The 23,872-nt window shown below is 66.7% G+C and carries 27 protein-coding genes; 14 read left to right on the forward strand and 13 right to left on the reverse strand.

Annotated features, from left to right (window positions below; genetic code table 11):
- Positions 1 to 2 precede the first annotated feature (2 nt).
- From SCLO_RS17135 to SCLO_RS17155, 5 genes are read left to right on the forward strand one after another with little or no spacing between them, the layout of a single operon-like run.
- On the forward strand, positions 3 to 551 hold the full coding sequence (locus tag SCLO_RS17135) for a TspO/MBR family protein (RefSeq protein ID WP_066514373.1): 549 nt from the start codon (positions 3 to 5) through the stop codon (positions 549 to 551).
- A gap of 46 nt (positions 552 to 597) precedes the next feature.
- On the forward strand, positions 598 to 897 hold the full coding sequence (locus SCLO_RS17140; protein ID WP_066514375.1) for an accessory factor UbiK family protein: 300 nt from the start codon (positions 598 to 600) through the stop codon (positions 895 to 897).
- Positions 898 to 948: 51 nt separating this feature from the next.
- A complete protein-coding gene (locus SCLO_RS17145) occupies positions 949 to 1,455 on the forward strand; it encodes a type III secretion system chaperone family protein (protein WP_066514378.1) in 507 nt (168 codons plus the stop codon).
- A gap of 2 nt (positions 1,456 to 1,457) precedes the next feature.
- Positions 1,458 to 2,273, forward strand: a complete 816-nt coding sequence (gene proC / locus SCLO_RS17150) for a pyrroline-5-carboxylate reductase (protein WP_066514381.1) — start codon at positions 1,458 to 1,460, stop codon at positions 2,271 to 2,273.
- Between the two features lie 19 nt (positions 2,274 to 2,292).
- Positions 2,293 to 2,793: an asparaginase domain-containing protein gene (locus tag SCLO_RS17155; protein ID WP_066514383.1), complete on the forward strand. Its 501-nt coding sequence runs from the start codon at positions 2,293 to 2,295 to the stop codon at positions 2,791 to 2,793.
- Between the two features lie 9 nt (positions 2,794 to 2,802).
- Here SCLO_RS17155 and SCLO_RS17160 read toward each other — a convergent pair whose 3' ends face one another.
- The 5 genes from SCLO_RS17160 to secB all read right to left on the reverse strand — a co-directional run bounded on the left by SCLO_RS17160 (position 2,803) and on the right by secB (position 7,329).
- The gene (locus SCLO_RS17160) at positions 2,803 to 3,129 is read right to left on the reverse strand and encodes a YnfA family protein (protein WP_066514385.1); all 327 of its coding nucleotides are present in this window, start codon (positions 3,127 to 3,129) and stop codon (positions 2,803 to 2,805) included.
- 171 nt (positions 3,130 to 3,300) lie between these two features.
- Positions 3,301 to 3,951: a DUF4136 domain-containing protein gene (locus tag SCLO_RS17165; RefSeq protein ID WP_066514389.1), complete on the reverse strand. Its 651-nt coding sequence runs from the start codon at positions 3,949 to 3,951 to the stop codon at positions 3,301 to 3,303.
- Positions 3,952 to 4,188: 237 nt separating this feature from the next.
- Entirely contained in the window at positions 4,189 to 5,193 is a 1,005-nt protein-coding gene (trpS, locus tag SCLO_RS17170; RefSeq protein ID WP_066514391.1) for a tryptophan--tRNA ligase, read from the reverse strand.
- Between the two features lie 7 nt (positions 5,194 to 5,200).
- Positions 5,201 to 6,787 (reverse strand): murein biosynthesis integral membrane protein MurJ, encoded by a 1,587-nt coding sequence (gene murJ, locus SCLO_RS17175; protein WP_066514398.1) that lies wholly within the window; start codon positions 6,785 to 6,787, stop codon positions 5,201 to 5,203.
- Between the two features lie 41 nt (positions 6,788 to 6,828).
- Positions 6,829 to 7,329, reverse strand: a complete 501-nt coding sequence (secB, locus tag SCLO_RS17180; protein ID WP_066514399.1) for a protein-export chaperone SecB — start codon at positions 7,327 to 7,329, stop codon at positions 6,829 to 6,831.
- Between the two features lie 199 nt (positions 7,330 to 7,528).
- Here secB and SCLO_RS17185 point away from each other — a divergent pair, with 199 nt between their 5' ends.
- The 4 genes from SCLO_RS17185 to SCLO_RS17200 all read left to right on the forward strand — a co-directional run bounded on the left by SCLO_RS17185 (position 7,529) and on the right by SCLO_RS17200 (position 11,786).
- Positions 7,529 to 8,185: a Tim44/TimA family putative adaptor protein gene (locus tag SCLO_RS17185; RefSeq protein WP_066514403.1), complete on the forward strand. Its 657-nt coding sequence runs from the start codon at positions 7,529 to 7,531 to the stop codon at positions 8,183 to 8,185.
- Positions 8,182 to 9,462, forward strand: a complete 1,281-nt coding sequence (gene mltA / locus SCLO_RS17190) for a murein transglycosylase A (RefSeq protein ID WP_066514406.1) — start codon at positions 8,182 to 8,184, stop codon at positions 9,460 to 9,462. Before SCLO_RS17185 ends, mltA begins: the two co-directional genes overlap by 4 nt.
- Before the next feature lie 9 nt (positions 9,463 to 9,471).
- Positions 9,472 to 10,008 carry a Smr/MutS family protein gene (locus SCLO_RS17195; RefSeq protein ID WP_066514408.1) on the forward strand — a complete coding sequence of 179 codons (537 nt, stop codon included), beginning with the start codon at positions 9,472 to 9,474 and terminating at the stop codon, positions 10,006 to 10,008.
- A gap of 98 nt (positions 10,009 to 10,106) precedes the next feature.
- On the forward strand, positions 10,107 to 11,786 hold the full coding sequence (locus tag SCLO_RS17200; RefSeq protein WP_066514409.1) for a putative bifunctional diguanylate cyclase/phosphodiesterase: 1,680 nt from the start codon (positions 10,107 to 10,109) through the stop codon (positions 11,784 to 11,786).
- 94 nt (positions 11,787 to 11,880) lie between these two features.
- Here the strand turns inward: SCLO_RS17200 and dapE are convergent, their stop codons facing one another.
- The gene (dapE, locus tag SCLO_RS17205; protein WP_066514412.1) at positions 11,881 to 13,023 is read right to left on the reverse strand and encodes a succinyl-diaminopimelate desuccinylase; all 1,143 of its coding nucleotides are present in this window, start codon (positions 13,021 to 13,023) and stop codon (positions 11,881 to 11,883) included.
- Positions 13,024 to 13,081: 58 nt separating this feature from the next.
- On the opposite strand from dapE, the gene SCLO_RS17210 reads away from it, so the two are divergent.
- Positions 13,082 to 13,525, forward strand: a complete 444-nt coding sequence (locus tag SCLO_RS17210; RefSeq protein WP_066514414.1) for a cupin domain-containing protein — start codon at positions 13,082 to 13,084, stop codon at positions 13,523 to 13,525.
- A gap of 35 nt (positions 13,526 to 13,560) precedes the next feature.
- Positions 13,561 to 14,571: a S66 peptidase family protein gene (locus SCLO_RS17215; protein ID WP_174521941.1), complete on the forward strand. Its 1,011-nt coding sequence runs from the start codon at positions 13,561 to 13,563 to the stop codon at positions 14,569 to 14,571.
- A gap of 29 nt (positions 14,572 to 14,600) precedes the next feature.
- Here SCLO_RS17215 and SCLO_RS17220 read toward each other — a convergent pair whose 3' ends face one another.
- The 7 genes from SCLO_RS17220 to SCLO_RS17250 all read right to left on the reverse strand — a co-directional run bounded on the left by SCLO_RS17220 (position 14,601) and on the right by SCLO_RS17250 (position 19,659).
- Positions 14,601 to 15,833, reverse strand: coding sequence for a murein hydrolase activator EnvC family protein (locus tag SCLO_RS17220; RefSeq protein WP_066514416.1), 1,233 nt, complete (start codon positions 15,831 to 15,833; stop codon positions 14,601 to 14,603).
- Positions 15,834 to 16,179: 346 nt separating this feature from the next.
- Entirely contained in the window at positions 16,180 to 16,617 is a 438-nt protein-coding gene (locus SCLO_RS17225) for a 23S rRNA (pseudouridine(1915)-N(3))-methyltransferase RlmH (RefSeq protein ID WP_066514419.1), read from the reverse strand.
- 39 nt (positions 16,618 to 16,656) lie between these two features.
- Complete coding sequence (gene rsfS / locus SCLO_RS17230) at positions 16,657 to 17,046, reverse strand: ribosome silencing factor (protein WP_066514425.1); 390 nt, start codon at positions 17,044 to 17,046, stop codon at positions 16,657 to 16,659.
- Between the two features lie 12 nt (positions 17,047 to 17,058).
- A complete protein-coding gene (locus tag SCLO_RS17235) occupies positions 17,059 to 17,688 on the reverse strand; it encodes a nicotinate-nucleotide adenylyltransferase (protein ID WP_066514751.1) in 630 nt (209 codons plus the stop codon).
- Positions 17,689 to 17,848: 160 nt separating this feature from the next.
- Entirely contained in the window at positions 17,849 to 18,229 is a 381-nt protein-coding gene (gene rplL, locus SCLO_RS17240; protein ID WP_066514428.1) for a 50S ribosomal protein L7/L12, read from the reverse strand.
- A gap of 84 nt (positions 18,230 to 18,313) precedes the next feature.
- Positions 18,314 to 18,829: a 50S ribosomal protein L10 gene (gene rplJ, locus SCLO_RS17245; RefSeq protein WP_066514429.1), complete on the reverse strand. Its 516-nt coding sequence runs from the start codon at positions 18,827 to 18,829 to the stop codon at positions 18,314 to 18,316.
- A gap of 350 nt (positions 18,830 to 19,179) precedes the next feature.
- The gene (locus SCLO_RS17250) at positions 19,180 to 19,659 is read right to left on the reverse strand and encodes a winged helix-turn-helix transcriptional regulator (RefSeq protein ID WP_066514430.1); all 480 of its coding nucleotides are present in this window, start codon (positions 19,657 to 19,659) and stop codon (positions 19,180 to 19,182) included.
- Positions 19,660 to 19,771: 112 nt separating this feature from the next.
- On the opposite strand from SCLO_RS17250, the gene SCLO_RS17255 reads away from it, so the two are divergent.
- From SCLO_RS17255 to SCLO_RS17265, 3 genes are all read left to right on the forward strand, one after another.
- Entirely contained in the window at positions 19,772 to 21,877 is a 2,106-nt protein-coding gene (locus tag SCLO_RS17255; RefSeq protein WP_066514432.1) for a RelA/SpoT family protein, read from the forward strand.
- A gap of 88 nt (positions 21,878 to 21,965) precedes the next feature.
- Positions 21,966 to 23,072, forward strand: coding sequence for a sensor histidine kinase (locus SCLO_RS17260; protein WP_066514435.1), 1,107 nt, complete (start codon positions 21,966 to 21,968; stop codon positions 23,070 to 23,072).
- Positions 23,069 to 23,869, forward strand: a complete 801-nt coding sequence (locus tag SCLO_RS17265; protein ID WP_066514437.1) for a LytR/AlgR family response regulator transcription factor — start codon at positions 23,069 to 23,071, stop codon at positions 23,867 to 23,869. The genes SCLO_RS17260 and SCLO_RS17265 overlap by 4 nt, the downstream gene beginning before the upstream one ends.
- Positions 23,870 to 23,872 lie beyond the last annotated feature (3 nt).

Here is a 23,872-nt window from a genome sequence, read left to right on the forward strand (position 1 = left end):
AGATGAACCAGATCGCGTCCCCCGGACAGTTGCGCCTCGCCTATCTGCGCTGGGCGCTGGTGACGGTTCCCGCGATCCTGTTCCTCGGTTTCCTGTCCGGCTGGATCGCCAATAGCGGCTACGGCAATCGCTGGTTCGCCGCCCTTGCCAAGCCCGACCTGATGCCGCCCGGCTGGACGTTCGGCGCGGCCTGGACGCTGCTCTACATATTGATGGCGCTGGCCTTCGCGATGGTGCTCCATGCGCGCGGGGCGAAGGGACGGGGCGTCGCCATCGTCCTCTTCCTGGTCCAGCTTGCGCTCAACCTCCTCTGGTCGCCCCTATTCTTCCGTGCGCATCAGGTCGGCGACGCGCTTGCGCTGATCCTCGTCCTCATCCTGCTGGTGGCGCTCACCACGGCGCTTTTCTGGCGTATCCGCCGCGCCGCCGGACTGTTTCTGCTGCCCTATCTGCTCTGGCTGGCCTTCGCCGCCTACCTCAATTATGAGGTCGGCCGCCTGAACCCGGACGCGGAGACCCTTGTCGTCCCGGCGCTGCGCACCCAGATATGATGTTTGCCGCCCGACAGGGGCGGCGCGACGTGAGGACAACAGGATCATGCAAAGCGAAAACCGCTTTTTCGACGACTTCGCCAAGCTGGTGAACGGCGCCGCCGGGACCGTCGCGGGCATGAGCCGCGAGTTCGAAGCCAATGCCCGCGAAAAGGCGAAGCAGTGGATCGGCAGCATGGATTTCGTCAGCCGCGAGGAATTCGATGCCGTCAAGGCCCTCGCTGCCGCCGCCCGCGAGGAGGTGGAGCTTCTCAAGGCCCGTCTCGACGCGCTGGAAGGCCGCGCCCCCGAACCCGTGACCAAGACGGTCCGGGCGGGCAAGGGCAAGGCCGGCGGCACGGAATAAGCGGCGCTTTCGCGTCTGTCTTTTCCCTGCCGCCGATGTTAAGGCCCGTCCATGATGGACAGCGACGAATATGAGAATGGCGGTCAGGAGGCGGCTCCGATCGACATGCTGGCCGCCTGGTTCGAGGCGAACGGCTGGACCTACGAGCAGATGGGCGAGGATGAGATCGTCGCCAGCACGCAGGGGTCGTGGGCGCAATATGAACTGCGCGGCATCTGGCGCGACGAGGATCAGGTGCTCCAGCTTCTCGCTTTGCCCGACATCCGCGTGTCGGAGGAAAAGCGCCCCGCCATCCATGAAACGCTGGCCCTCATCAACGAACAGCTCTGGCTCGGCCATTTCGAACTCTGGTCGTCCAGCGGCATCGTCCTCTTCCGCCACGGCGCGCTACTGGGGGCGGGGGGCACGCTGACGCTGGATCAGGCGCAGATCCTCGTCGAAACCGCCATCGACGAATGCGAGCGCTTCTATCCCGTCTTCCAGTTCGTCCTCTGGGGCGGCAAGACGCCGTCCGAAGCCATTTCCGCCAGCCTTATCGAAACCCGTGGAGAGGCTTGAACATGACGGCGACCCTCTGGCCCGATCACCTGTTCCTCGTCGGCTGCGGCAATATGGCGGGGCAGATGCTGGCCCGCTGGCTGGACTGCGGCCTCGACCCCGCGCGCGTCGCCGTGCTGCGCCCCAGCGGCAAGCCCATCGCTGAAGGCGTGCGCGTCATGAGCGCCTATCCCGATGCGCTGCCTGCCGGAACCACCGTCCTGCTGGGCATGAAACCCTATCAGATCGCCGATGTCGCCGCTTCGCTCGCCCCTCTTTGCGGTGAGGATACGCGCATCGTCTCGATTCTCGCGGGCACGCCGCTCGCGGACCTGCGCGCCCGTTTCCCCGCCGCCCGCGCCGTGGTGCGCGCCATGCCGAACCTGCCGGTCGGCATAGGGCAGGGCGTGACCGGGCTCTACACCGATGCGGCCACCGCCGCGCAGGCCCGCGACGCCATCGGCTCGCTCATCGCGCCGCTCGGCCTTGTCGAATGGATCGCCGATGAAGGGCGCTTCAACGAAGTGACCGCGCTCTCCGGCTGCGGCCCCGCCTTCCTGTTCCGCTTCATCGACGCGCTGGCGCGGGCCGGGGAGGCGCTGGGCCTTCCCGCCGATCAGGCCGCCCGCATGGCGCTCGCCACGGTGGAGGGGGCCGCCAGCATGGCCGCGCGCGCCAGCGACAGCCCCGGTACGCTCGCCGATCGCGTCGCCAGCCCCGGCGGCATGACGCGGGAGGGGCTCAACGTGCTGGATGCCGACGACCGGCTGCTCAGCCTATTGACCGACACGCTTGCCGCCGCCCGCGACCGGGGCGAGGCGATGGCGCGCGGCGGCTGATCCTTCTCCGGAGCCGATCATGCTGCCCCCCGACACGCCCATCCTCCTCCTCACCACCGGCGGCACGATCGACAAGATCTATTTTGACGCGCTGTCCGACTATCAGGTGGGTGAAACCGTGGTGGCGAAGCTGCTGGAGATCGCCCGCGTCCGGCGCCCCTTCCGCATCGAGGAAGTGACCCGCAAGGACAGCCTGGAACTGGACGATGCCGACCGCGCCCTGATCCGCGCCCGCGTGGCCGCCGCCCGCGAAAGCCATATCGTCATCACCCACGGCACCGACACGATGACGCAAACCGCCAAGGTGCTGGCCGACATTCCCGGCAAGACGGTGGTGCTGGTCGGCGCGCTTGCCCCGGCGCGCTTCGGCGAGAGCGACGCCAGCTTCAACCTCGGCATGGCCTTCGCCTGCGTGCAGGTCGCGCAGCCGGGCGTCTACATCACCATGAGCGGCTCCGTCTTCCCCGCCGCCCATGTGGTCAAGGACCGCGACAAGGGCGCTTTCGTGCCGGTGGAATAAAGGCGCGCTTCAGGCTCGATGCGGCCCCAGCAGGATCACCGCCGCCCCGGCAAGGCAGAGCGCGACGCCCCCCATATCCCAGCGATCCGGCCGCACTCCTTCCGCTGCCCACAGCCACAGCAGCGCCGACATGATGTAGATGCCGCCATAGGCCGCATAGGCCCGCCCCGCATGGCTCGTATCCACCAGCGTCAGAAGCCATGCGAAAAGGACGAGGGAAAGACAGCCGGGAACCAGCCACAAGGGCGACTTTCCCATCCGCAGCCATGCCCAGAAGGCGAAGCAACCCCCGATTTCGGCCAGCGCCGCCCCGATATAGATGAAAGCCGTGCTCATGCCTTACCTATGCGCGGGCAACGTCCCGTTTGCCAATCCCGAACTGGCAACCGCCGGGGCCGGGTCGGGACGAGGCATGGCTTCCCGCCCGCTCCCAAAAAGAAGCCCGGCGATCATCGACCGCCGGGCGAAACGGGCCTTGGCTGGGAGCCGCCCTTGGTAGGATCGTGCTCAGCCCTTCTTTTCGGGCGGCAGGGTGATCTTCACATTCTCGCCGCTCTGTCCCGGAAAGCCGGTGAACATCGCGTCGATCAGGTTCGGCACCAGATAGGTGAGCTTGTTCGACAGCGACTGCGCGCTTGCCTTGCCTTCGAACAGGCGGCGATTGTCCGCCGCGCGGTCGATCTTCATGGTGAGGTCGCTGGTATAGACGGTGTAGCTCGTCACGTCGGCATAGCCGCCGCCGGGGCCGAACAGCCACGGATCGTAGAAGCCATAGCCCCAGGGCCGCGCCCAGCGCCCGCGCCAGCCCCAACCGCCATAGAAGAAGGGATCGGGCGCGAAGCCGGTCGAGCGTACCCGCTCGCGGCCGTTGTCGACATCATAGGCCACCCGGACGACCAGATCCGCGCGCGCCGGATCGTTGGCCGGCCTGTAGCCGACCTGCGTCAGGCGCTGGCCGACCAGATCGGCATAATGGCCGAATTCCAGCCCGCCCGCGAGCCGGGGATCGTCGGAGACGATGGTGAAGCTCTGCCCGGCGGGGGCTGGCAGCTGCTGGAAGCGGGCGACATCCGCCTTGAACGAGGAAGCGCAACCCGAAAGCGCCACCAGCGCCAGAGCGGGCGCCGCAAACATGCCGATCTTCTTGAAACGGGTCATTTTCTTCTGTCCTTACCGAGCCGTAACGGCTCGCCAATCATCTTTGCGCCCTGCCATAGCAAAACGCAACTGAACATCGTTTGAACGCGCGAGAGAGGCAAGCGGGCGCAAACCATGCTCCGTCAATCTCAAGACGGCACGGACGGAAATGTTCCGTCATTCGGGTCGGGAAAGCTGCGGGACCATGGAGCGGACCGGCATTCCGCTCCTGATGGCTTGCGCAGGGCCAATTCAGGCCTACCGCATCAGCCCCATCGCGTCATAGGCCGCCCGCAGGGTCGGTTCCGCCGCCGCCGAAGCCTTGGCCGCGCCCTTCTCCAGAATCGCGTCCAGCGCGGCGTCGTCCGTCCGCAATGCCATGAACCGCTCGCGAATCGGCCGCAGCGTTTCGACCAGCAATTCCCCCAGCGCGGGCTTGAACGCGCCGAAGCCCTGGCCCGCGAACGCGGCGCAGACGGCATCGGCCGTCTGGTTCGACAAGGTGGCGTAGATGCCGACCAGATTCCCCGCCTCCGGCCGCCCGGCCAGCCCTTCGGCCGTTTCGGGCAGCGGTTCGGGATCGGTCTTGGCCTTCCTCACCTTCTGCATGATCGCGTCGTCATCGTCGGTCAGGTTGATGCGGCTCATGTCGCTGGGGTCGGATTTCGACATTTTCGCCGTGCCGTCGCGCAGCGACATGATGCGCGCCGATTCCTTCGGGATGATCGGATCGGGCAGGGTGAACAGCTCCACGCCGAAATCGGTGTTGAACTTGGTGGCAATGTCGCGCGCCAGTTCCAGATGCTGCTTCTGGTCCTCGCCCACCGGCACATGGGTGGCGTTGTAGACGAGGATGTCGGCGGCTTGCAGCACGGGATAGACGAACAGGCCGACCGAAGCGCCTTCCCGGTCCTTGCCCGCCTTGTCCTTGAACTGGGTCATGCGGTTGAGCCAGCCGATCCGCGCCGTGCCATTGAGCAACCAGCACAATTCCGCATGGGCGGGCACCCGCGCCTGGTTGAACAGCACCGACCGGTCCGGGTCGATCCCCGCCGCCACCAGCGCCGCCGCCATGTCGCGGACGTTGCGAATGCGCTGCTCGCGGCCTTCATGGATCGTGATCGAATGCATGTCGGCAAGGAAGAAGAAGCACTGGCTTCCCGGCTCCATCTCGTCCTGCATCCGCACCCAGTTGCGGATCGCGCCCAGATAATTGCCAAGGTGCAGATTGCCGGTGGGCTGGATGCCGGAAAGGACGCGCATTGTCTTTTTAGCTCGCTTTGGGCGGGCGGCGCAGGGCCGCGCGCAGTTCTGGAATGGTATAGGCCCTGAAGATCAGGGACGCCGCCCCATAGACCAGACCGCCGATCCCGCACAACAGGCCAAGCGCGACGATGCGCTCCATCAGCCCCCTGGCCATATAGGGATCGAACAGGGGGTTCATGAACCACAACGCCACGCCCATCAGCGCGCTCGCCGCGACGATCCGCACGGCCTTCGCCCGGAAACGGGCATCCATCCGCAAATGGTCGCGCCGGTGCAGCAGCCAGTAGAGCGCGGCCACGTTCACCCACGCCGCGATCGCGGTGGAGATCGCCACGCCCACATGGCCGAAGGGCCAGATCAGCGTCAGGTTGCCCACCAGATTGAACAGCATGGAAAAGACCGCGACCCTGACCGGCGTCTTGGTGTCCTGCCGCGCATAGAAGCCGGGCGTCAGCACCTTGATGAGCACATAGGCCGGCACCCCGACCGAAAAGGCCGCCAGCGCGCCCGCCGCCCCGATGGTGTCGGCGGGCGTGAAGGCGCCATGCTGCAACAGCCCCCGGATCAGCGGCGTCGCCGACACGCAAAGCGCCACGGCGGCGGGCAGCGCCAGGAACAGCGACAATTCCATCGCCCGGTTCTGGGTATGGCTCGCCGCCTCCTCATGGCCCGACCCGATCTGGCGGGAAAGGGCGGGGAGGATCGCCGTGCCCACGCCGATGCCGATCAGGCCCAGCGGCAACTGATTGAGCCGGTCGGCATAATAAAGATAGCTCACCGCTCCCTGCGGCAGGAAGCGTGCGGCAAGGCTGGTGGAGATGAGCAGGTTGAACTGCACCGCCCCCGCGCCCAGCGCCGCCGGACCGATCAGCGCCAGCATCCGCTTCACCTGCGGCGACAGGCGCGGCAGGCCGAGCCTCAGCCTCACCCCCGCCCGGCGGCAGGAAATCGTCAGCCACGCCAGTTGCATCACGCCGGAGACGGTGACGGCGATGGCCTGCGTATAGGCGGTCTCCACCGCCGTATCGCCATGGAAGAAGAGGATCGCCACGATCATGCAGATGTTGAGCAGCACCGGCGCGGCGGCGTTCACCCAGAAGCGGTCCAGCGAATTGAGGATGCCCCCCAGCAGCGACACGATGCTGATGAGCGCCAGATAGGGAAAGGTGATCTGCGTCAGCCGGACGGCAAGGTCGAACTTTTCCGGCCCGCCATCGGGAAAGCCGCCGGTCATCGCCCAGACGACCGGCCCCGCCAGCACCATCATCAGCCCGGTGAAGACCAGCAGCACCGGGAACAGCACCGACAGCACCTGTCCCGCGAAGGCGACCGCCGCCGCCTTGCCGCTGCCCGGATCGTCGCGGTCATGTTCCGCCATGGTCCGGTTGAACATCGGCACGAAGACGGCGGAAAAGGCCCCTTCCGCGAACAGTGCGCGGAAGAGGTTGGGCAGCCGCCAGGCGATCAGGAAGGCGTCCGACGCCAGCCCCGCGCCCAGGAACCGCGCCACCAGCATGTCGCGCACCATGCCCAGCACGCGGCTCACCAGCGTCAGTCCGCCGATGGTGGAGGTGGCTCGGATCAGGCCCATGGGGTCAGCCGCCCTTCACCCGTGGGGAAGGGCGCACCGGATCAGGCGTGGCCCGCCGGTTCGCCGGCCGTCTGCGCCATGGCCTGCGCCTGTTGCAGATAGAGCCCGCCGAAATCGATGGGATCGAGCAGCAGCGGCGGGAATCCGCCGTCGCGGATCGCATCGGCCAGCACGCGGCGCGCGAAGGGAAAGAGCAGACGGGGTGCTTCGGCCAGCAGGAAAGGCTGGGCCTGGTCCTCCGGCACGTTCCGCATCCCGAACAGCCCGGCATACAGCAGGTCGACGGCAAAGGCGGTGCCCTGCGGCGCGACGGCCTTCACCTCGATCTTCAGGGAGACTTCGACGACTTCCTCGCCCACCTTGTCGGCGCCGATGTTGAACTGCACGTCGATCTGCGGCTGGTCGGGCCATTGATAGACGGCGGGCGCGTTCGGATTCTCGAAGGACAGGTCCTTGATATACTGGCTGATGAGCGCGATCTGCGGCCCTTCGTCCACGCCGTTGGGCTGGTTGGTGTCGATGATGTCGGCGTCCTCGGCCATATGCTGTCCCCGCTGGTGATGTGAGTGCGGGGCGCGCCCGCGCGCGCCCGTTCGAAACGATTGACCCGCGCGCTTAGCAGGGGGCGCGGGGCAGGGCAATGGCGGCGCGCGCCCGACATGGCGTCGCGGCATTTGAAGTTGCGGCCAAACATGCCTATGTAGGCGGGAACCATTGTTGCGAAAAAGGGTATTTGCCCCCGTGTATGTGATTGTCATCCTCGCCATGATCGCCGGTTTCCTGGCGTTGCGGCTCTATTCCGTGCTGGGCAAGCGTACCGGCCACGAACAGGAGCCCGCGCTGCGTCCGGCGGAGGAACGCGCCAAGGTGACGATCCTGCAACCCCGGCCCGCGCCGGAAATGGGCGGCGATTCGGTCCGCCTGTCGGAAGGGTTGCTCGCGCCCGGCGCTGAAAACGGCGTCCGCGCCCTGATCGCCGCCGACCGCAGCTTCGACGTCCCGCAATTCGTCGAAGGCGCCAAGAGCGCCTACAGGATGGTGCTGGAAGCTTTCTGGCGCGGCGACCGCGACGAACTGGCATGGCTGTGCGACAGCGACGTGTTCGCGTCCTTCCAGGAAGCGATCGCCGCGCGCGAGGCGGAAGGGCATGTGCTCGACAACCGCCTCGTCCGCATCGAAAAGGCGCAGATCGTCGAAGCCTCCGTCAATGGCGGCACCGCCGAAGTCGCGCTGCGGTTCGAAGCGGACATCGCCGCCGTTACGCGCGACAAGGACGGGCATGTCGTCGCCGGGTCGCTGACCGACGCGGTCGGCACCAACGACATCTGGACCTTCACCCGCGACATCCGCAGCGCGGACCCCAACTGGAAGCTCAGCGAGACCGACGAGGCCGCATGAGCCTGCGCCAGTCGGGGGGTGCGCTGGCTGCGGCGCTGCTGCTGTCCGCCTGCGCGGGTGGTTTGATTCCGCCTTCCGCCGGTGGGCCGGGGCCGTCGCCGGAACGGCCTTCGACCGGCCGCCCATCCTCTTCCGGCGGAGAGGCCGCGACCCGGCCCCAGCCGTCCACGCCGCGCCCGACCCTGCCGCCCACGCCGCCGCCGACTCAGCCCGCGGACCAGCAGGGCACCGCCGTCGCGGCCGGAATCACGCGCGGCCCCGACATCGCCAGCCTCATTCCCTCTGGCGAGCGTTCCCGCGCCGCCTTGCAGGCCTTTCGCATCTCCTGCCCGACGCTGATGCGCCGCACGGACCAGAGCGGCCTGACGCGCGGGTCCGACTGGAACAACGCCTGCGCCGCCGCGTCGAGCTGGCCCGAAGCCAGCGCGTCCGAATTTTTCTCCCGCTATTTCGAAGCGGTGCAGGTGGGCGACGGCACGGCCTTCGTCACCGGCTATTACGAACCGGAAATCTCCGGCTCGCGCACCCGGCAGCGCGGCTATGAAGTGCCGATCTACCGCCGCCCGCCCGACCTGATCGATGTCGACCTCGGCCAGTTCAGCGACACCCTCAAGGGCAAGTCCATTCGGGGCAAGGTGAACGGCACGAAATTCGTCCCCTATGACGAGCGCGCCCAGATCGTCAGCGGATCGCTCGCCGGGCGCGGGCTGGAACTGGCATGGGCCGCCGATCCGGTGGAATTCTTCTTCCTGCAGGTGCAGGGCAGCGGACGGCTGCTGCTGCCCGACGGCGGCGTGATGCGGATCGGCTATGACGGGCAGAATGGCCGCGACTATACCGGCATCGGCAAGCTGATGAAGGATCGCGGTCTCATCCAGGCCGGGTCGATGCAGGACATCATGCAATATCTGCGCGCCTATCCGGCCGAGGGCGCCGCGATCATGAATGAGAATAAGAGCTTCGTCTTCTTCCGCGAACTGACCGGCGCCGGGCCGGTCGGCGCCCTGGGCGTCGCGGTGACGCCCGAAGCCACCGTCGCCGCCGATCCCAAATATGTGCCTTTGGGCGCGCCAGTCCTGTTATCGCTCGATCGGGCGGAACCCAATGGCGTCTGGATCGCGCAGGATACCGGCGGCGCGATCAAGGGCGCGAACCGTTTCGACAGCTTCTGGGGCGCGGGCGCGAAGGCGCGCGGCGTCGCGGGCGGCATGTCGGCGCGGGGCAGCGCGCTGGTCCTGCTGCCCATCGGCTCCTATGCGCGGCTGAGCGGCCAGTGACGCCTCGCCATGGCCCGGCGTTCGCTTTCTCCTGAAGAGCAGGCGCTCTGGGCGGCGCTCACCCGTTCGGTCAAGCCCATCCGCGCGGCGCCCCGCCTGCCGGTCCCCGCCGCCGCGCCCATGAAACAGCCGGTCGAGCCAAGACGGTTAACGCCGTCCCCCGACTTGCCGTTCGTCCCGCAGGCCGCACGGTCCCCCGCAACCATTCTGGATTCCGGTTGGGAACGCCGGATCCGTAGCGGCAATCTGGTCCCTGACATGACCATCGACCTGCATGGCCACACGCTCGCGTCGGCTCATGCGCGGTTGGGGCAGGCACTGGCGCTGGGGCTCGCGCAGGGCGCGCGCATCCTCCTCGTCATTACCGGAAAACCTCCGAAAACCAGGGCTTCCGGCGGCACGCCGCGTCGCGGCGCGATCCGGGGAGAGATCGGCCACTGGCTCGAAACCGGCGCCCATGCGGACCGGATCGCCAGCGTCCGCGCCGCGCATCCGCGCCATGGCGGCGACGGCGCGCTTTATGTGATCCTGCGGCGGTCGCGGTAACGCTTTTTTCTGCTCCGCACTGACCATTTCTTAACCACCGTCCTTCATATCCGGATGATCCATTCGTTCATCCGGGGCGCATCAGCATAGAGAGGCACATGCAGGGCATGACGATGACCAGCCGCGCGACGGCCTTTGCCTGCGCCGCCGGGGCTCTGGTCTTCATTCTTTCGCTGCTTCCGGGACCGGGGCAGGGCCGGCAATTGGCCGATATCGGCCGCTCGCTGATCCTCGCCATCTTGTGCGGCACGTTGAGCTGGGCCTGCGCCCGCCGCGCCATCGCGACCATCGCCGCTGCGCTCGACCGCGCCACCGACCGCCTGCTTGCTGCGGCGCATGGCGACCTGCAATCGCCCGTGCCGCCCGAAGCGCGCCGGGAATTGCCGGACCTCTCCGTCGCGATGGAAAGCCTGTTCAGCCAGGTCCGCACCAATCTCGACCATGTGCAGGCGCTGGCGCTGTTCGATCAGGTGACGGGCCTCGCCAACCGCGCCAGCTTCTGCCGCCAGGTGGAGCGGCTGCTGGCCGAGCGCCCGGCGGGCGGCATCGCCGCCCTGTTCTTCATCGACCTCGACGGCTTCAAGAATGTGAACGACACGCTGGGCCATGCGGCGGGCGACCAGTTGCTGGCCCGTGTCGCCGGACGGCTGCGCGAAGTCGTGATGGCGCAGGTCAGCGCGGGGACGGGCGATGCGGTGATCGGCCGTCTGGCGGGCGACGAATTCACCCTCTTCTTCCCCAGCCTCTCCAGCCGCGACTCCGCGTTGAAGGTCGCGCGCGCCGTCCAGTTCGCGCTGGGCGAGCGGTTCGATCTCGGCAGCCAGCATGTCGATCTGGGCGCGTCCATCGGCATCGCCTGCTGCCCGGACGATGGCGACACGCTGACCGCCTTGCTGCGCGCCGCCGACATCGCCATGTATCATGCGAAGAGCGAGGGGCGCGGCCGGACCGAGATGTTCACCGCCGAACTGGCGCTCAAGGCCGCCGACCGCGCCGAACTGGAACGCGACCTCCTCCGCGCGCTGGAGCGGGAGGAGTTCCTGCTGGAATTCCAGCCCCAGATCGAAGCGCCCAGCGGCCAGCCGGTGGCCGCCGAAGCGCTCCTGCGCTGGGCGCATCCGCAACGCGATCTCGTCATGCCCGCCCTTTTCGTGCCGGTGGCGGAGGAAAGCGGGGTCATCGTCGCGCTGGGCGACTGGGTGATGAGCCGGGTCTGCGAGACCGCGGCCCGCTGGGCGCGGGCGGGGATCGGGCAGCGCATCGCGATCAACATCTCCAGCCGTGAACTGGAGCAGCCCGATTTCTTCCTGCGCCTGCGCCACGCCATGACGACCCACGGCACGCCGCCCGCCATGCTGGAACTGGAGATCAGCGAATCGCTGACGATGGGCATGGACGCCCGCCTGCTGGAGCAACTGGATGCGCTGCGCCGCGAAGGCGTCCGCATGGCGATCGGCGGTTTCGGCACCGGCTATTCCAACCTGTCGCGGCTGAAGGAACTGCCTGTCGACCGGATCAAGATCGACCGCAGCCTGGTGCGCGACATCGTCGTTTCGGCGGAGGCGCGGACGATATGCAGCGCCATCGTCGGCCTGATCCAGGGGCTAGGCCTGGAAGTGGTGGTCGAGGGCGTCGAGAATCAGGCCCAGATGGACATGTTGCGCGTCATCGGCTGCACGCTGTTCCAGGGCTATCATTTCGACCGCCCGATGGGCGAGCGGGCCTATATCGACCGCTATGCCACGCAGTCCGCATGGCCCCGGCGCGATGCCGTTTAGGGCCGAGCGGCGGTTTCGGGCCCTCATGGGGAAGGATCTGAATGTCCGCTCCCCACCCAAAACAGCGTCCTGAATTGGGTGCCATCCACCCGGATCATCCCGCCAGCGCGCGCCGGACGATCAGCGCATAGATCCTCGCCAGATCGCCAAGGTCCGCGATCCCCACGGCTTCGTCCAGCTTGTGCATCGTCCCGTTGTTGAGCCCGAACTCCACCACCGGGCACAGGCGTGAAAGGAAGCGCGCGTCCGATGTCCCGCCGCTCGTCGAAAGCGCCGCTTCCAGTCCCGTGACCTCGCGGATCGCCTCGCTCACCAGTCCGGACAGCGCGCCCGGCTGCGTCAGGAAAGGCTCGCCGCTGATCTTCGCCTCCACCGTGCCGCCCTCGGCGGCGGCGATGGCCGTGATCCGCTCGATCAGCGACGCGCCGCTGTGCCGGTCGTTGAAGCGGATGGAGATGCGGGCCGTCGCCGCGCCGGGGATCACATTATGGGCGGGATTGCCGACTTCCAGATCGGTGATCTCGATATTGCTGGGCTGGAACCAGTCTGTCCCTTCGTCCAGCACCTCCGCCTCGATGGCGGTCAGGATGCGGATCAGGCGCGGGATCGGATTGTCGGCCAGATGGGGATAGGCCACATGGCCCTGCGCGCCCGCCACGCGAATCCACATATTGACCGATCCGCGCCGCCCGATCTTCATCACGTCGCCCAGCCGGGCGGTGGAGGTTGGCTCGCCCACCAGGCACATGTCGGGTCGCAATTCGCGTGCCGCCATCCGCTCCATCAGCGCCAGCGTGCCATGGACCGCCGGGCCTTCCTCATCGCCGGTGATGATGAGGCTGACAGTGCCCGGCAGCTCGTCCGGCAGGGCGTGCAAAGCCGCGACGAAGGCCCCGATCGCGCCCTTCATGTCCACCGCGCCCCGCCCGTAGAGCAGGTCGCCGCGCACTTCCGGCACGAAGGGATCGCTGGTCCAGCCCTGCCCCGGCGGCACCACGTCGAGATGCCCGGCAAAGGCGAAATGCGGCCCCGGCCCGGTCGTGCGCCATGCCAGCAGGTTCTCCACAGGCCCGTCCGGCGCTTCCCCCGCGACGAACCGGTCTACGGTGAAGCCGAGCGGCGCCAGCATCTCTTCCAGCGCGGCGAATACTTCGCCGGTCGCGGGCGTTATGGAAGGACAGGCGATCAGGCGCCGGGTCAGGGCCACCGCGTCGGCATTGGGGCTGGTCATGCTCATGCCGCTGCGTTAGCGAAAGCCTTGCCGCTTGACCAGCAGGAGGAGGAAAGGGAGGGCCATGCCCAGAATCGACCTCACGATCATTCAGCAGAGCAATGGGACCGGCTATCCCGCGCCCTATGCAGCGGCGGTGAGCGGGCGATGGGTCCGGCGTCTGGCGCCCACATGCGGCCTGTCCGATTTCGGGGTCAGCCATGTGGTGCTGAAACCCGGCGCGGCTTCCTCCCAGCGGCATTGGCACGAGGATGAGGATGAATTCATCGTGATGCTTTCGGGCGAAGCCGTGCTGGTGGAGGATGACGGGCGCACCGTGATGCGGGCGGGCGACATGGCGGCCTTTCCGAAGGGCGAGCCGAACGGCCATCATCTGCTGAACGAAAGCGACGGGGACTGCGAATTTCTGGCGTTCGGCCGTCCGCCCCTGGGCGACGCCCATTATTCCGACATCGACCTTCGCTGGGCGGGGGGGAACTATGTCCGCAGGGACGGGAGCCGCTATTGACCATCGCATTCGACCGCCGCGCGCTGATCGCGGCCATGGGCGGCGCGCTGATCGCGGCCAAGGCGCCCGCCGTGCCGGGGACCGATCCCGCGCCTGCCTTCGTGAAGCCGCCCCGCCTGCGTCCCGGCGACACGGTGGGGCTGATCGAGCCGGCGGGCTTCACCGATGACGCCTTCGACCTTGATCTGGTCAAGGAAACCATCGCCGCCATGGGATTGAAGCCCAAGTTCGCGCGGCATCTGGTGGAACGCTATGGCTATCTGGCGGGGAAGGACGCGGATCGCGCGGCGGACGTGAACGCGCTTTACGCCGATCCCGAAGTGCGCGCCATCTTCGCCGTGCGCGGGGGCTGGGGCTGCGCGCGCATCCTCCCCTTCCTCGATTTCAGGACGATCCGCGCCAACCCGAAGCTGCTGATCGGTTTCAGCGACATCACCGCGCTGCACCTTGCCTTCGCGGCGCGGGCAGGATTCACCACCATCCACGGCCCCAATGCCTCGGCAAGCTGGCCGGGCTTTTCCTGGGACGCCTTCCGCGCCATCGCCTTCGACGGCGCCACGCCCACGCTGGTCAATCCGGCGGGGCGGGAGGATCGGCTCGTCCAGCGCATCGGCCGCATCCGCACCTTCCGTTCCGGCACGGCGAGCGGGCGGTTGCTGGGCGGCAACCTCACCGTGCTCGCCGCGCTGATGGGGACGCCCTGGCTGCCCGACTTCACCGGCGCGATCCTCTTTCTGGAGGACACTAACGAAGCGCCCTACCGCGTCGACCGGATGCTGACCCAATTGGCGCTGGGCGGCGTGCTGGGCAAGCTGGCCGGCGTGGTGTTCGGCCAATGCACCGGCTGCGCGCCCGAAGGCCCGTCCTATGGCGGCTTCACCCTGTCGGAAGTATTGCAGCAGCATCTGGAACCGCTGGGCATCCCGGCCTTTCAGGGCGCGCAGTTCGGCCACGTCGCCAGCCAGTTCAGCCTCCCCGTCGGCGTGCGCGCGCAGATCGACTCGGACGCAGGCAGCATCCGCCTGCTGGAACCGGCGGTGGCTTGACGGTCGCGCGTCCCGCGCTTCGACCTGATCTAGCCCAGCCCCACCAGCGGCACGATGTCGACCGGCCTGCCGTTGCGCCGCAGTTCCACGGTGACCATGGGCCGCCCCGAACCCGCCACGCCCACCGGATCGCCCTGCCGTACCGCTTCGCCCACCGTGGCGGTCACGCGATGCAGCCCGGTGATGAGCGTCGTCCATCCCTGTCCATGGTCGATGATGAGGATCTGCCCATAGCCGCGATAGGGCCCGGCAAAGGCGATGCGGCCCGCCGTTGGCGCCACGGCCTGCGCTCCGCCCTGCGCCGCGATGGTGAGCCCGCGCGACCGCACGCCGCTGTCGTTCACCTCGCCCATGCCGGTGACGAGCTGGCCGATGACCGGCAGGCGATAGGGCGGCGGCCCGCTGCTTGCCCGGTTCTGCTGCGGCGCGGGGGCCTGCGCCTGATCGGGCCGGGCCGGGCGCGGCAGCGGCCCCGACAATTGCGCCAGCCGGTCGCGCAGGTCGCCCGCTTCCTCCAGCCGGTCCATCAGGTCCACGATATCGCGGGCCTTTTCGCCCAGCGCCAGCGCCCGTTCGCTCTCCAGTCCGGCGTTGGAGCGGTAATCCCGCGCCGCCAGCCTTTTCTGTGCTTCCAGCTGCTCCAGCGCCGCCTGCCGCTGCTTCAGTTCCGTCCGCCCCCGCGCCAGCGCGTCCGCGGCCTGCTGCGCCGTCGCCCGGAGTTCCCGGCTGCGGTCCAGTTCGGCGCGCAATCCCGCCGTCCGCTCCCGGATCGCGGGCAGCACATTGCCCAGCACCGCGCGCATATGCACCGCGTCCGTCATCGACCCCGGCTGCACCAGCGTCAGCGCCAGCGGCCGCCGCGCCATCATCTGCAAGGCGGCGGTCAGCTTCACCACCGGCTCCTGCCGCGCCGCCAGCCGCGCGGCCTGCGCCCGTTGCAGCCGGGCGATGATGGTGATCCGCGCCTGCGCCGCCTGAATGTCCGCTTCCGATTCCTGTATCCGCGCGGCCATGGCGGCGGCGCGGCGGCGGGCTTGATCCGCCTCGTCGCGGGCCATCGTCGCCTGCTGCTCCAGCCGCTGCGACCGGCCGCGCGCGTCTTCCGCCTGCCGCCGCGCGGCCTTGAGCGCGGCCTGTTCCTGATCCAGCGTGGTGCCCGCCATGCCGGGCAGGATGATCGCGCCGCCCTCCGCCGCGGGCAGGCGCGCCGCCGCCATGGCGAGCGCGCCCGCCAGCGCCGCCGCGCCGCACCATTTCGCCATGCCGCTCACCCCGCCCGTCATGCCCGCCAGCCTAGAGCATCGCGCGGGAAAGTGGGAACGGGTTTTTCACCGAGAACAAACTGGCGCAAAAAGGGATGTGCGAGGGACAACCGGCGGTTCCGCAATGGACTGGTTTCGGGTATTTATTACCGCTCCCCTCTCCGTTCGGGCTGAGCGAAGTCGAAGCCTTCCACCGAACGAAGTGAGGTGCAGAGCCTTCGACTTCGCTCAGGCGGCCCTTCGACAAGCTCAGGGCGAACGGGCCTATGTTGGAAGCAAACCGTCCGCTAACCATCCAACTCGGCCATTCGGCACGAAGCGCGCTTCCGGGCCGGGTTGTCCCACCTCACCCCTCGCGGTGATAGGGATGCCCCGCCAATATGCTGCATGCCCGCCAGAGCTGCTCCGCCAGCATAGCCCGCGCCATCATGTGCGGCCATGTCATCGCGCCGAAGGCGATCAGCAGGTCCGCGCCCGCCCGGTCCGCATCGTCGAACCCGTCCGCCGCGCCGATCAGGAACCGGCACTCCCGCGTCCCCGCGTCGCGCCATTCCCCGATCCGTTTCGCGAACGCCATCGAGGAAAGCTGCCGGCCCTTCTCGTCCAGCATCACCGTGACGGTGCCGGGCGGGGCGGGGGGCAGCTTGCCGCCCCCATTCCTGCCCAAGGCTTCGGGCATTTCGGTGATCCGGTGCGGCATGGTCAGCCGCTTCATGTAACGCTCGACCAGTTCCCCTTCGGCCGAGCGCCCGATCTTTCCGCGCGCGATGATGTGGAGCAGCATGGCCGCTCCCCTAAAGAGTCACGCGCCGCTTGTCGAATGTCAGGCGGTGCCGGCCGCCGGCGCGTCGACAAAGCCCCACATCCGCTCCAGATTGTAGAAGCTGCGCACTTCCGGGCGGAACAGGTGGACGATCACGTCGCCCGCGTCGATCAGCACCCAGTCGGCGACCGGCAGCCCTTCGATCCGCGCGGAACGCCCGGTCGCCTGCTTGATCCGCTCGGCCAGCTTCTGCGCCATCGACGCGACCTGACGGGACGATCGCCCGCTGGCGATCACCATATGGTCGGCAATGCTGCTCTTGCCCTGGAGGGGGATGGAGATGGTTTCCTGCGCCTGGTCGTCGTCGAGCGACTTGAGGACAAGGTCGTGCAGGGCGGCAACGCTATCGGCGGCGGGGGCCGTATCGTTGGCGGGTCGGGGTGTGGACAAACAAACTCCTTTTCAGACGATCAACCGGCGCGTGAGCGGATCGCGCACGCGTTTCTGTTCATATTCGCGATGCCAGAGAGGGTCCGCCTGCCTAAGCAGGGTCGCCGATCTTGGATCAGGGCGAAAGCGCAACAGCACAAGCGCCGGCGGTCTCCAATCCGTCCAGTCTGCACTCTGGCGCGCGGGCCGGACGAAACGCCGCAGCCATGCCATAGCCTTGGAGCTATAGGCAGCTTCATCATAACCCGGACGGGCGATCACGGCAATGGGCATCTGTCGCGCGATGCCGCGCCAGTCCTTCCACCGGGCGAATTGCGCCAGATTGTCGGCGCCCATCAGCCAGATGAAGCGATGCCGGGGATAGCGCCGCCCGATCGCCCGCAGCGTATCGACGGTATAGCGCGTATGCAGTTCGCGCTCGATCGCGGTCGCCCGGATCGGGGCGCGCCGCGCCACCGCCCGCGCCCGCGCGAGCCGGGCGGGCAGCGGCGCCATGCCCGCCCGCCGCTTCAGCGGATTGCCCGGCGACACCAGCCACCAGACCTCATCCAGTTCCAGCGCCTTCGCCGCGAACAGCGAAATCGCCCGATGCCCGTCATGCGCCGGATTGAAGGAACCGCCAAGAAGGCCGATGCGTGCCATGCCCAGCGCCATGCCAGTTGAAGGGGCGGGCGGCAATCTTCCGCATGATGATTTCGATTCGGATCGAATCGGAATCCCTTTCCTCGCTCCAAAAAGAAAAAGGGCAGCGCCATGACGGCGCCGCCCCGATCCTTCCTCCGCAGATGCGGAGTAAAAAAGCTTACTTGAGTTCGACGGTCGCGCCGGCTTCTTCAAGCTGCTTCTTGAGCTTTTCGGCTTCGTCCTTGCCGACGCCTTCCTTGATCGCCTTGGGAGCGCCTTCGACCAGCGCCTTGGCTTCGGTGAGGCCGAGGCCGGTGATCGCGCGGACTTCCTTGATGACGTTGATCTTCTTGCCGCCGTCGCCGGTCAGGATGACGTCGAATTCGTCCTTGGCTTCCTCGGCGGGCGCGCCACCGGCGGCGCCACCGGCCGGAGCGGCAACCGCCACGGCGGCGGCGGCCGAAACGCCCCACTTTTCTTCCAGGGCCTTCGACAGCTCGGCGGCTTCGAGGACGGTCAGGGCCGACAGCTGATCGACCAGTGCGTTAATGTCTGCCATAATATTCTACCTGTTCCCTTCTGGGCGGGGCGTTGAACGGCCCCTTCAATGAGAGTTGAAACGAATGTCCGGCGGTCCTGAAGATCAGGCCGCGTTCTTTTCCGCATAGGCGTTGAAGACCCGCGCGAGCTGCGCAGCCGGCGCCTGGGTGACGGTCGCGAGCTTGGTCGCGGGCGCAACGAGCAGCCCGACGATCTTCGCACGCAGTTCATCCAGCGACGGCATCGATGCGAGCGCCTTGACGCCGTTCGCATCCAGCACTGTCTCGCCCATCGCGCCGCCAACGATCTCGATCCTGTCGTTGGTCTTGGCGAAATCGACCACCACCTTGGCGGCGGCGACCGGATCGGCCGAGGAGGCGAGCGCGACCGGACCGGTCAGCAGGTCGCTGATGCCGGTATAGTCGGTGCCTTCAAGGGCGATCTTGGCGAGGCGGTTCTTCGTAACCTTGTAGGTCGCGCCGGCGTCGCGCATCTTCTGGCGCAGGTCCGTCGACTGGGCGACGGTCATGCCGAGGTTGCGGGTCACGACGACCACGCCCACCTCTGCCAGATGTGCGTTCAGCGCGGAAACGACCTCAGCCTTCTGATTACGATCCATGCCATTCTCCACTTCATGTCCGCCGGAAAATCCGGCGAACGGCTAAAACCCGCGACGAATCGCGGGGCATTGGTCCGAAGGGGAGAGATCGACTGGCCCGCGCCTCATGGGAACAGGCAGACCCGGACAGGCATAAAGCCCGGCCGGCAAAGAACTTTTCCCCGTCTAGGCTGGATATTAAGAAGGGCGGATTCCCTTCACCAACTGTCTCGGACGGTGGACCCGCAAGGGGTCCGGTGGCGCGCCATTACAACGGATCGCGGCAAATGGCAACGGCCTGTGTCCGGCGCGGGAGCGGCGCGGCGGGCGAGGAGATTGCGCTCCCGGCCGAATCCGCCATGGCGGCGGAGTCAGCCGACGGCGGTTTCCGCCATCACCGGCGCCACGCCGTCCGGGCAGAGCCAGACCAGCTCCTCGATCGCCAGGTCGCGGCCGTCATGCGACTGGATCGTCATGCGGCGGATCGGCTGTCGGTCGCGGCTGTCGGCCAGCACCTGGCAGGATTGCGGGCCGCAGCCCCAGCGTTCGCCCCATTGGCGCAGCGCGACCATGACGGGGGCGAGTTCCTGCCCCTTCTGGGTCAGGCGATATTCGACCTTGCGCCGGTCGCACTGCATGGGCTGGCGCGCCATGATGCCGTTTTCCACCAGCCGCGTCAGGCGATTGGCGAGGATGTTGCGGGCGATGCCCAGCACGGACTGGAACTCCTCGAAATGGCGGATGCCCCCCATGGCGCCGCGCAATATCAGGAACGACCAGCGCTCGCCCATCATCTCCAGCGCGCTCGGCAGCGCGCATTGCTCCAGATCCTGCGCCAGATTATGTGTCATCGTGATCACTCGATAGCGTAAAGCGGTCTCCGTTGCAAAAGTGCAGCAGAATTATTCCGAGATGGGATTTTTTTGTTGCACGGCAAGGCGCTTCTCACACAATCGGGAAAGGATGCTACGTCAATATGAACTTGTCGAACGGGTAAAGAGCTACGATCCGGAAGCGGACGAAGCGATGCTCAACCGCGCCTATGTCTTTTCCGTCCAGAAACATGGCAGCCAGAAACGCGCCAGCGGCGACCCCTATTTCAGCCATCCGATCGAAGTCGCGGGCATATTGACCGACTTCCATCTGGACGACCAGACCATCGTGACGGCGCTGCTGCACGACACCATAGAGGACACGCTGGTCACCTATGAGGAGATCGAGCAGGCGTTCGGCAAGGATGTCGCGCGCATGGTCGACGGCGTGACCAAGCTCAGCAAGATCGAGGCGATGAGCGAGAATGAGCGGGCGGCGGAAAATCTGCGCAAGTTCCTGCTCGCCATGTCGGACGACATCCGGGTGCTGCTGGTGAAGCTCGCCGACCGTCTGCACAATATGCGCACGCTCCACTTCATCAAGAATGAACAGAAGCGCCGCCGCATCGCGCGCGAGACGATGGACATCTACGCCCCGCTGGCCGAGCGGATCGGCATGTACGACTTCATGCGCGAGATGCAGCTGCTCGCCTTCCGCGAACTGGAGCCGGAAGCCTATGACAGCATCACCAAACGGCTGGAGCATCTGAAGGAAGGCGGCCATGGCAAGGTCGACCGGATCGGCGCGGAGCTGCAATTGCTGCTGGGCAGCCACGACCTGCCCGTCACGGTTTCGGGGCGGGAGAAGCATCCCTATTCCATCTGGAAGAAGATGCAGGAACGGCACATCAGCTTCGAGCAGCTGACCGACGTCATGGCCTTCCGTGTCATCACCGAGACGACGGAGGATTGCTACAGGGCGCTCGGCGTGATCCACCAGACCTACAAGATGGTGCCGGGCCGGTTCAAGGATTACATCTCCACCCCCAAGCGCAACGGATACCGGTCGATCCACACGACCGTCATCCATCAGGACAATGCCCGGATCGAGGTGCAGATCCGCAGCCGCGACATGCATCATGACGCCGAACTGGGCCTCGCGGCGCACTGGGCCTACAAGCAGAAGGGCGACGCGAACGACCATCATGCCGCATGGCTGCGCGATCTGGTCGAAATCCTGGAGCAGAGCCAGGACGCGGACGAACTGCTCGAACATACCCGCATGGCGATGTATCAGGACCGCATCTTCGCCTTCTCCCCCAAGGGCGAACTGCACCAGTTGCCCAAGGGGTCGACGCCGGTCGACTTCGCCTATGCGGTGCACACCACGCTGGGCGACCAGACGGTCGGCGCGAAGGTCAATGGGCGGGTGGTGCCGCTGCGCACGCAACTGGAAAATGGCGATCAGGTCGAAATCCTGAAATCCGAAGGGCAGCAGCCGCAGCCGGGCTGGCTGACCTTCGCCATCACCGGCAAGGCGCGCTCGGCCATCCGCCGCTTCATCCGGCACAAGCAGCGGGGCGAGGAAATCGCGCTGGGCGAGAAGCTCTATGAAGAGATTGTCGGCCGCTTCCCCCTCGAACTGGCGAGCGAGCTGGGCGACAAGGCGCTGACGGCGGCATTGAAGCGCCTCAAGCTGGAGGATCGCGCGGCATTGATGATCGCCATCGCCACGCACCGCCTGCGCGACCGGGAAGTGATGGAGGCGCTGATCCCCGGATCGACCGACGCGGAAGGCATGGAGGAAGCCCATCCGCGCCAGCATGAACCGGTGTCGATCCGTGGCCTGACGCCCGGCATCGCCTATAATCTGGGCGATTGCTGCCATCCGGTTCCGGGCGACCGCATCGTCGGCGTGCGCCGCACGGGCGAACCGATCGAGGTGCATACCATCGACTGCCGCTCGCTGGAGGCGGGGCAGGACGACGACTGGATCGACCTGTCCTGGGACAGCAAGTCGAAGGGCGGGACAGCGCGGCTTTCCGTCATCGTCAAGAACCAGCCGGGCGCGCTGGCCGCCGTCACCAATGTGTTCGGCGCGACCAAGGCGAACATCCTCAACCTCCAGCTGGTGAACCGCGAAGGGCCGTTCCACACCGACATCATCGACCTGGAGGTGGCGGACGCGCAGCATCTCAACCGCATCCTCTCGGCGCTGCGGGCGCTGGATGCGGTGGTGCAGGCGGATCGGGTGTAGCGGCCTTCGCGGATCGGATCGCTCTTCCCCGCAACCGCCATGAAAAAGGACGTTTTCGCCCCGCATGAAATCGCCTAGTCTGCGCGCGATGTCACCGCCCCGTATCCAGCCGCAACCCTTTTTCGCGGACAAGAATCGCGCTTTCTGGAACCTCCAGTCTCTCGGCTGGGCAGGGGCCTTCCTGTTGCGCGGTTCCTCCACCATCGCCAACGGCCAGCCGCTGTCCAGCCTGATCCCGGTGCTGATCTCCACCATCAGCGGCTATTCGGTGACGCTGCTGATCGCGGTGATCTTCCGTTTCCTGCTGAAGCAAAGGCCGGTCGTCACCTGGGGCGTCTCGATTGTCACGGTGCTGGCGGCGGCGGGGCTGGTGGCCTTCATCGACGCATGGGTCTTCTCCACCCAGAACCGGGCGAGCGAAACGGCGGGGGTCCAGCTTTTCCTGGGTGCCTTCTACCTCAGCGTCACGCTGCTCGGCGCCTGGTCGGCGCTCTATTACGCGATCAACTTCTACCTGACCGTCGAGGAACAGGCCGACCAGCTTCTCCATCTGGAAAATCAGGCGTCCAGCGCGCAACTGGCGATGCTGCGCTATCAGCTCAATCCCCATTTCCTGTTCAATACGCTGAACAGCATCTCGACGCTGGTGCTGCTGAAACAGACCGACCGCGCCAATGCGATGCTCTCGCGCCTGTCTTCCTTCCTGCGCTACACCCTCATCAACGAACCCACCGCGCAGGTGACGCTGGAGCAGGAGGTGGAGACGCTCAAACTCTATCTGGAGATAGAGAAGATGCGGTTCGAGGACCGGCTGCGCCCCGTCTTCAACATCGACCCGGCCGTCGCCCAGTCGCGCCTGCCTTCGCTGCTGCTGCAACCGCTGGTCGAAAATGCGATCAAATATGCGGTGACGCCCAAGGAGGAGGGGGCGGAAATCTCTGTCACGGCGCAGCCTGCCGGTGAAAATGTCCGGATCGTCGTATCGGACAGCGGGCCGGGATTGAATGACGGGGCCATGCGCCCGAACAATCCGGTCAGCGCGGGAACGGGCGTCGGGCTGGCGAACATCCGCGACCGCCTTATTCAGGCGTTCGGGGAACGACAGAGCTTCGAAACGCGTTCCACGCCAGGCGGTTTTTCGGTCATCATCGAAATGCCGCTTAATCTGGATGAACCATCGAAAGTGGCCGCATGACCATCAGAACGATCCTCGTCGACGACGAAAGCCTGGCTATTCAGGGCCTCAAGCTCCGTCTGGAAGCGCATGAGGATGTTGAAATCGTCGAAACCTGCTCCAATGGCCGCGAAGCCATTCGCGCCATCAAGACGCACAAACCCGACCTTGTGTTCCTCGATATCCAGATGCCCGGATTTGACGGCTTTTCCGTCGTGCAGGGCATGATGGAAGTCGAACCGCCGCTCTTCATCTTCGTCACGGCCTATAGCGACCATGCGATCCGCGCGTTCGAGGCGCAGGCGGTCGATTATCTCATGAAGCCGGTGGAGGAGGGCCGCCTGGCCGACGCGCTCGACCGCGTGCGCCAGCGCCTCTCCGAAAAGAGGCAGGTGCAGGAAGTGGAAAAGCTGCGCGAGGTGTTGGCCGAAGTCGCCCCCGAAGCGATGAGCGACCTTTCCAGCGATGAGGATGCGCCCGCGTCCAACCGTTTCGAAAAGCTCATCAACATCAAGGATCGCGGCCAGATTTTCCGCGTCGACGTGGATTCGATCGAGCGGATCGACGCGGCGGGCGACTATATGTGCATCTACACCGCCGACAATTCGCTGATCCTGCGCGAGACGATGAAGGACCTCGAAAAGCGCCTCGACCCCCGCAACTTCCAGCGCGTCCACCGCTCCACCATCGTCAACCTGTCGCAGGTCCGGCAGGTGAAGCCCCACACCAACGGCGAATGTTTCCTCGTGCTGGAATCGGGCGCGCAGGTGAAGGTCAGCCGCTCCTACCGCGACGTGGTGGCCCGCTTCGTCCATTAATGC

The organism is Sphingobium cloacae, assembly GCF_002355855.1.
GTDB lineage: Bacteria > Pseudomonadota > Alphaproteobacteria > Sphingomonadales > Sphingomonadaceae > Sphingobium > Sphingobium cloacae.

What these genes read in the sequence shown, in the direction of transcription:
- SCLO_RS17135 (WP_066514373.1), top strand. Translation starts at nt 3, where the DNA reads ATGAACCAGATCGCGTCCCCCGGACAGTTGCGCCTCGCCTATCTGCGC.
- SCLO_RS17140 (WP_066514375.1), top strand. Translation starts at nt 598, where the DNA reads ATGCAAAGCGAAAACCGCTTTTTCGACGACTTCGCCAAGCTGGTGAAC.
- SCLO_RS17145 (WP_066514378.1), top strand. Translation starts at nt 949, where the DNA reads ATGATGGACAGCGACGAATATGAGAATGGCGGTCAGGAGGCGGCTCCG.
- proC (WP_066514381.1), top strand. Translation starts at nt 1,458, where the DNA reads ATGACGGCGACCCTCTGGCCCGATCACCTGTTCCTCGTCGGCTGCGGC.
- SCLO_RS17155 (WP_066514383.1), top strand. Translation starts at nt 2,293, where the DNA reads ATGCTGCCCCCCGACACGCCCATCCTCCTCCTCACCACCGGCGGCACG.
- SCLO_RS17160 (WP_066514385.1), bottom strand. Translation starts at nt 3,129, where the DNA reads ATGAGCACGGCTTTCATCTATATCGGGGCGGCGCTGGCCGAAATCGGG.
- SCLO_RS17165 (WP_066514389.1), bottom strand. Translation starts at nt 3,951, where the DNA reads ATGACCCGTTTCAAGAAGATCGGCATGTTTGCGGCGCCCGCTCTGGCG.
- trpS (WP_066514391.1), bottom strand. Translation starts at nt 5,193, where the DNA reads ATGCGCGTCCTTTCCGGCATCCAGCCCACCGGCAATCTGCACCTTGGC.
- murJ (WP_066514398.1), bottom strand. Translation starts at nt 6,787, where the DNA reads ATGGGCCTGATCCGAGCCACCTCCACCATCGGCGGACTGACGCTGGTG.
- secB (WP_066514399.1), bottom strand. Translation starts at nt 7,329, where the DNA reads ATGGCCGAGGACGCCGACATCATCGACACCAACCAGCCCAACGGCGTG.
- mltA (WP_066514406.1), top strand. Translation starts at nt 8,182, where the DNA reads ATGAGCCTGCGCCAGTCGGGGGGTGCGCTGGCTGCGGCGCTGCTGCTG.
- SCLO_RS17195 (WP_066514408.1), top strand. Translation starts at nt 9,472, where the DNA reads ATGGCCCGGCGTTCGCTTTCTCCTGAAGAGCAGGCGCTCTGGGCGGCG.
- SCLO_RS17200 (WP_066514409.1), top strand. Translation starts at nt 10,107, where the DNA reads ATGCAGGGCATGACGATGACCAGCCGCGCGACGGCCTTTGCCTGCGCC.
- dapE (WP_066514412.1), bottom strand. Translation starts at nt 13,023, where the DNA reads ATGAGCATGACCAGCCCCAATGCCGACGCGGTGGCCCTGACCCGGCGC.
- SCLO_RS17210 (WP_066514414.1), top strand. Translation starts at nt 13,082, where the DNA reads ATGCCCAGAATCGACCTCACGATCATTCAGCAGAGCAATGGGACCGGC.
- SCLO_RS17215 (WP_174521941.1), top strand. Translation starts at nt 13,561, where the DNA reads ATGGGCGGCGCGCTGATCGCGGCCAAGGCGCCCGCCGTGCCGGGGACC.
- SCLO_RS17220 (WP_066514416.1), bottom strand. Translation starts at nt 15,833, where the DNA reads ATGGCGAAATGGTGCGGCGCGGCGGCGCTGGCGGGCGCGCTCGCCATG.
- SCLO_RS17225 (WP_066514419.1), bottom strand. Translation starts at nt 16,617, where the DNA reads ATGCTGCTCCACATCATCGCGCGCGGAAAGATCGGGCGCTCGGCCGAA.
- SCLO_RS17235 (WP_066514751.1), bottom strand. Translation starts at nt 17,688, where the DNA reads ATGGCACGCATCGGCCTTCTTGGCGGTTCCTTCAATCCGGCGCATGAC.
- rplL (WP_066514428.1), bottom strand. Translation starts at nt 18,229, where the DNA reads ATGGCAGACATTAACGCACTGGTCGATCAGCTGTCGGCCCTGACCGTC.
- rplJ (WP_066514429.1), bottom strand. Translation starts at nt 18,829, where the DNA reads ATGGATCGTAATCAGAAGGCTGAGGTCGTTTCCGCGCTGAACGCACAT.
- SCLO_RS17250 (WP_066514430.1), bottom strand. Translation starts at nt 19,659, where the DNA reads ATGACACATAATCTGGCGCAGGATCTGGAGCAATGCGCGCTGCCGAGC.
- SCLO_RS17255 (WP_066514432.1), top strand. Translation starts at nt 19,772, where the DNA reads ATGCTACGTCAATATGAACTTGTCGAACGGGTAAAGAGCTACGATCCG.
- SCLO_RS17260 (WP_066514435.1), top strand. Translation starts at nt 21,966, where the DNA reads ATGTCACCGCCCCGTATCCAGCCGCAACCCTTTTTCGCGGACAAGAAT.
- SCLO_RS17265 (WP_066514437.1), top strand. Translation starts at nt 23,069, where the DNA reads ATGACCATCAGAACGATCCTCGTCGACGACGAAAGCCTGGCTATTCAG.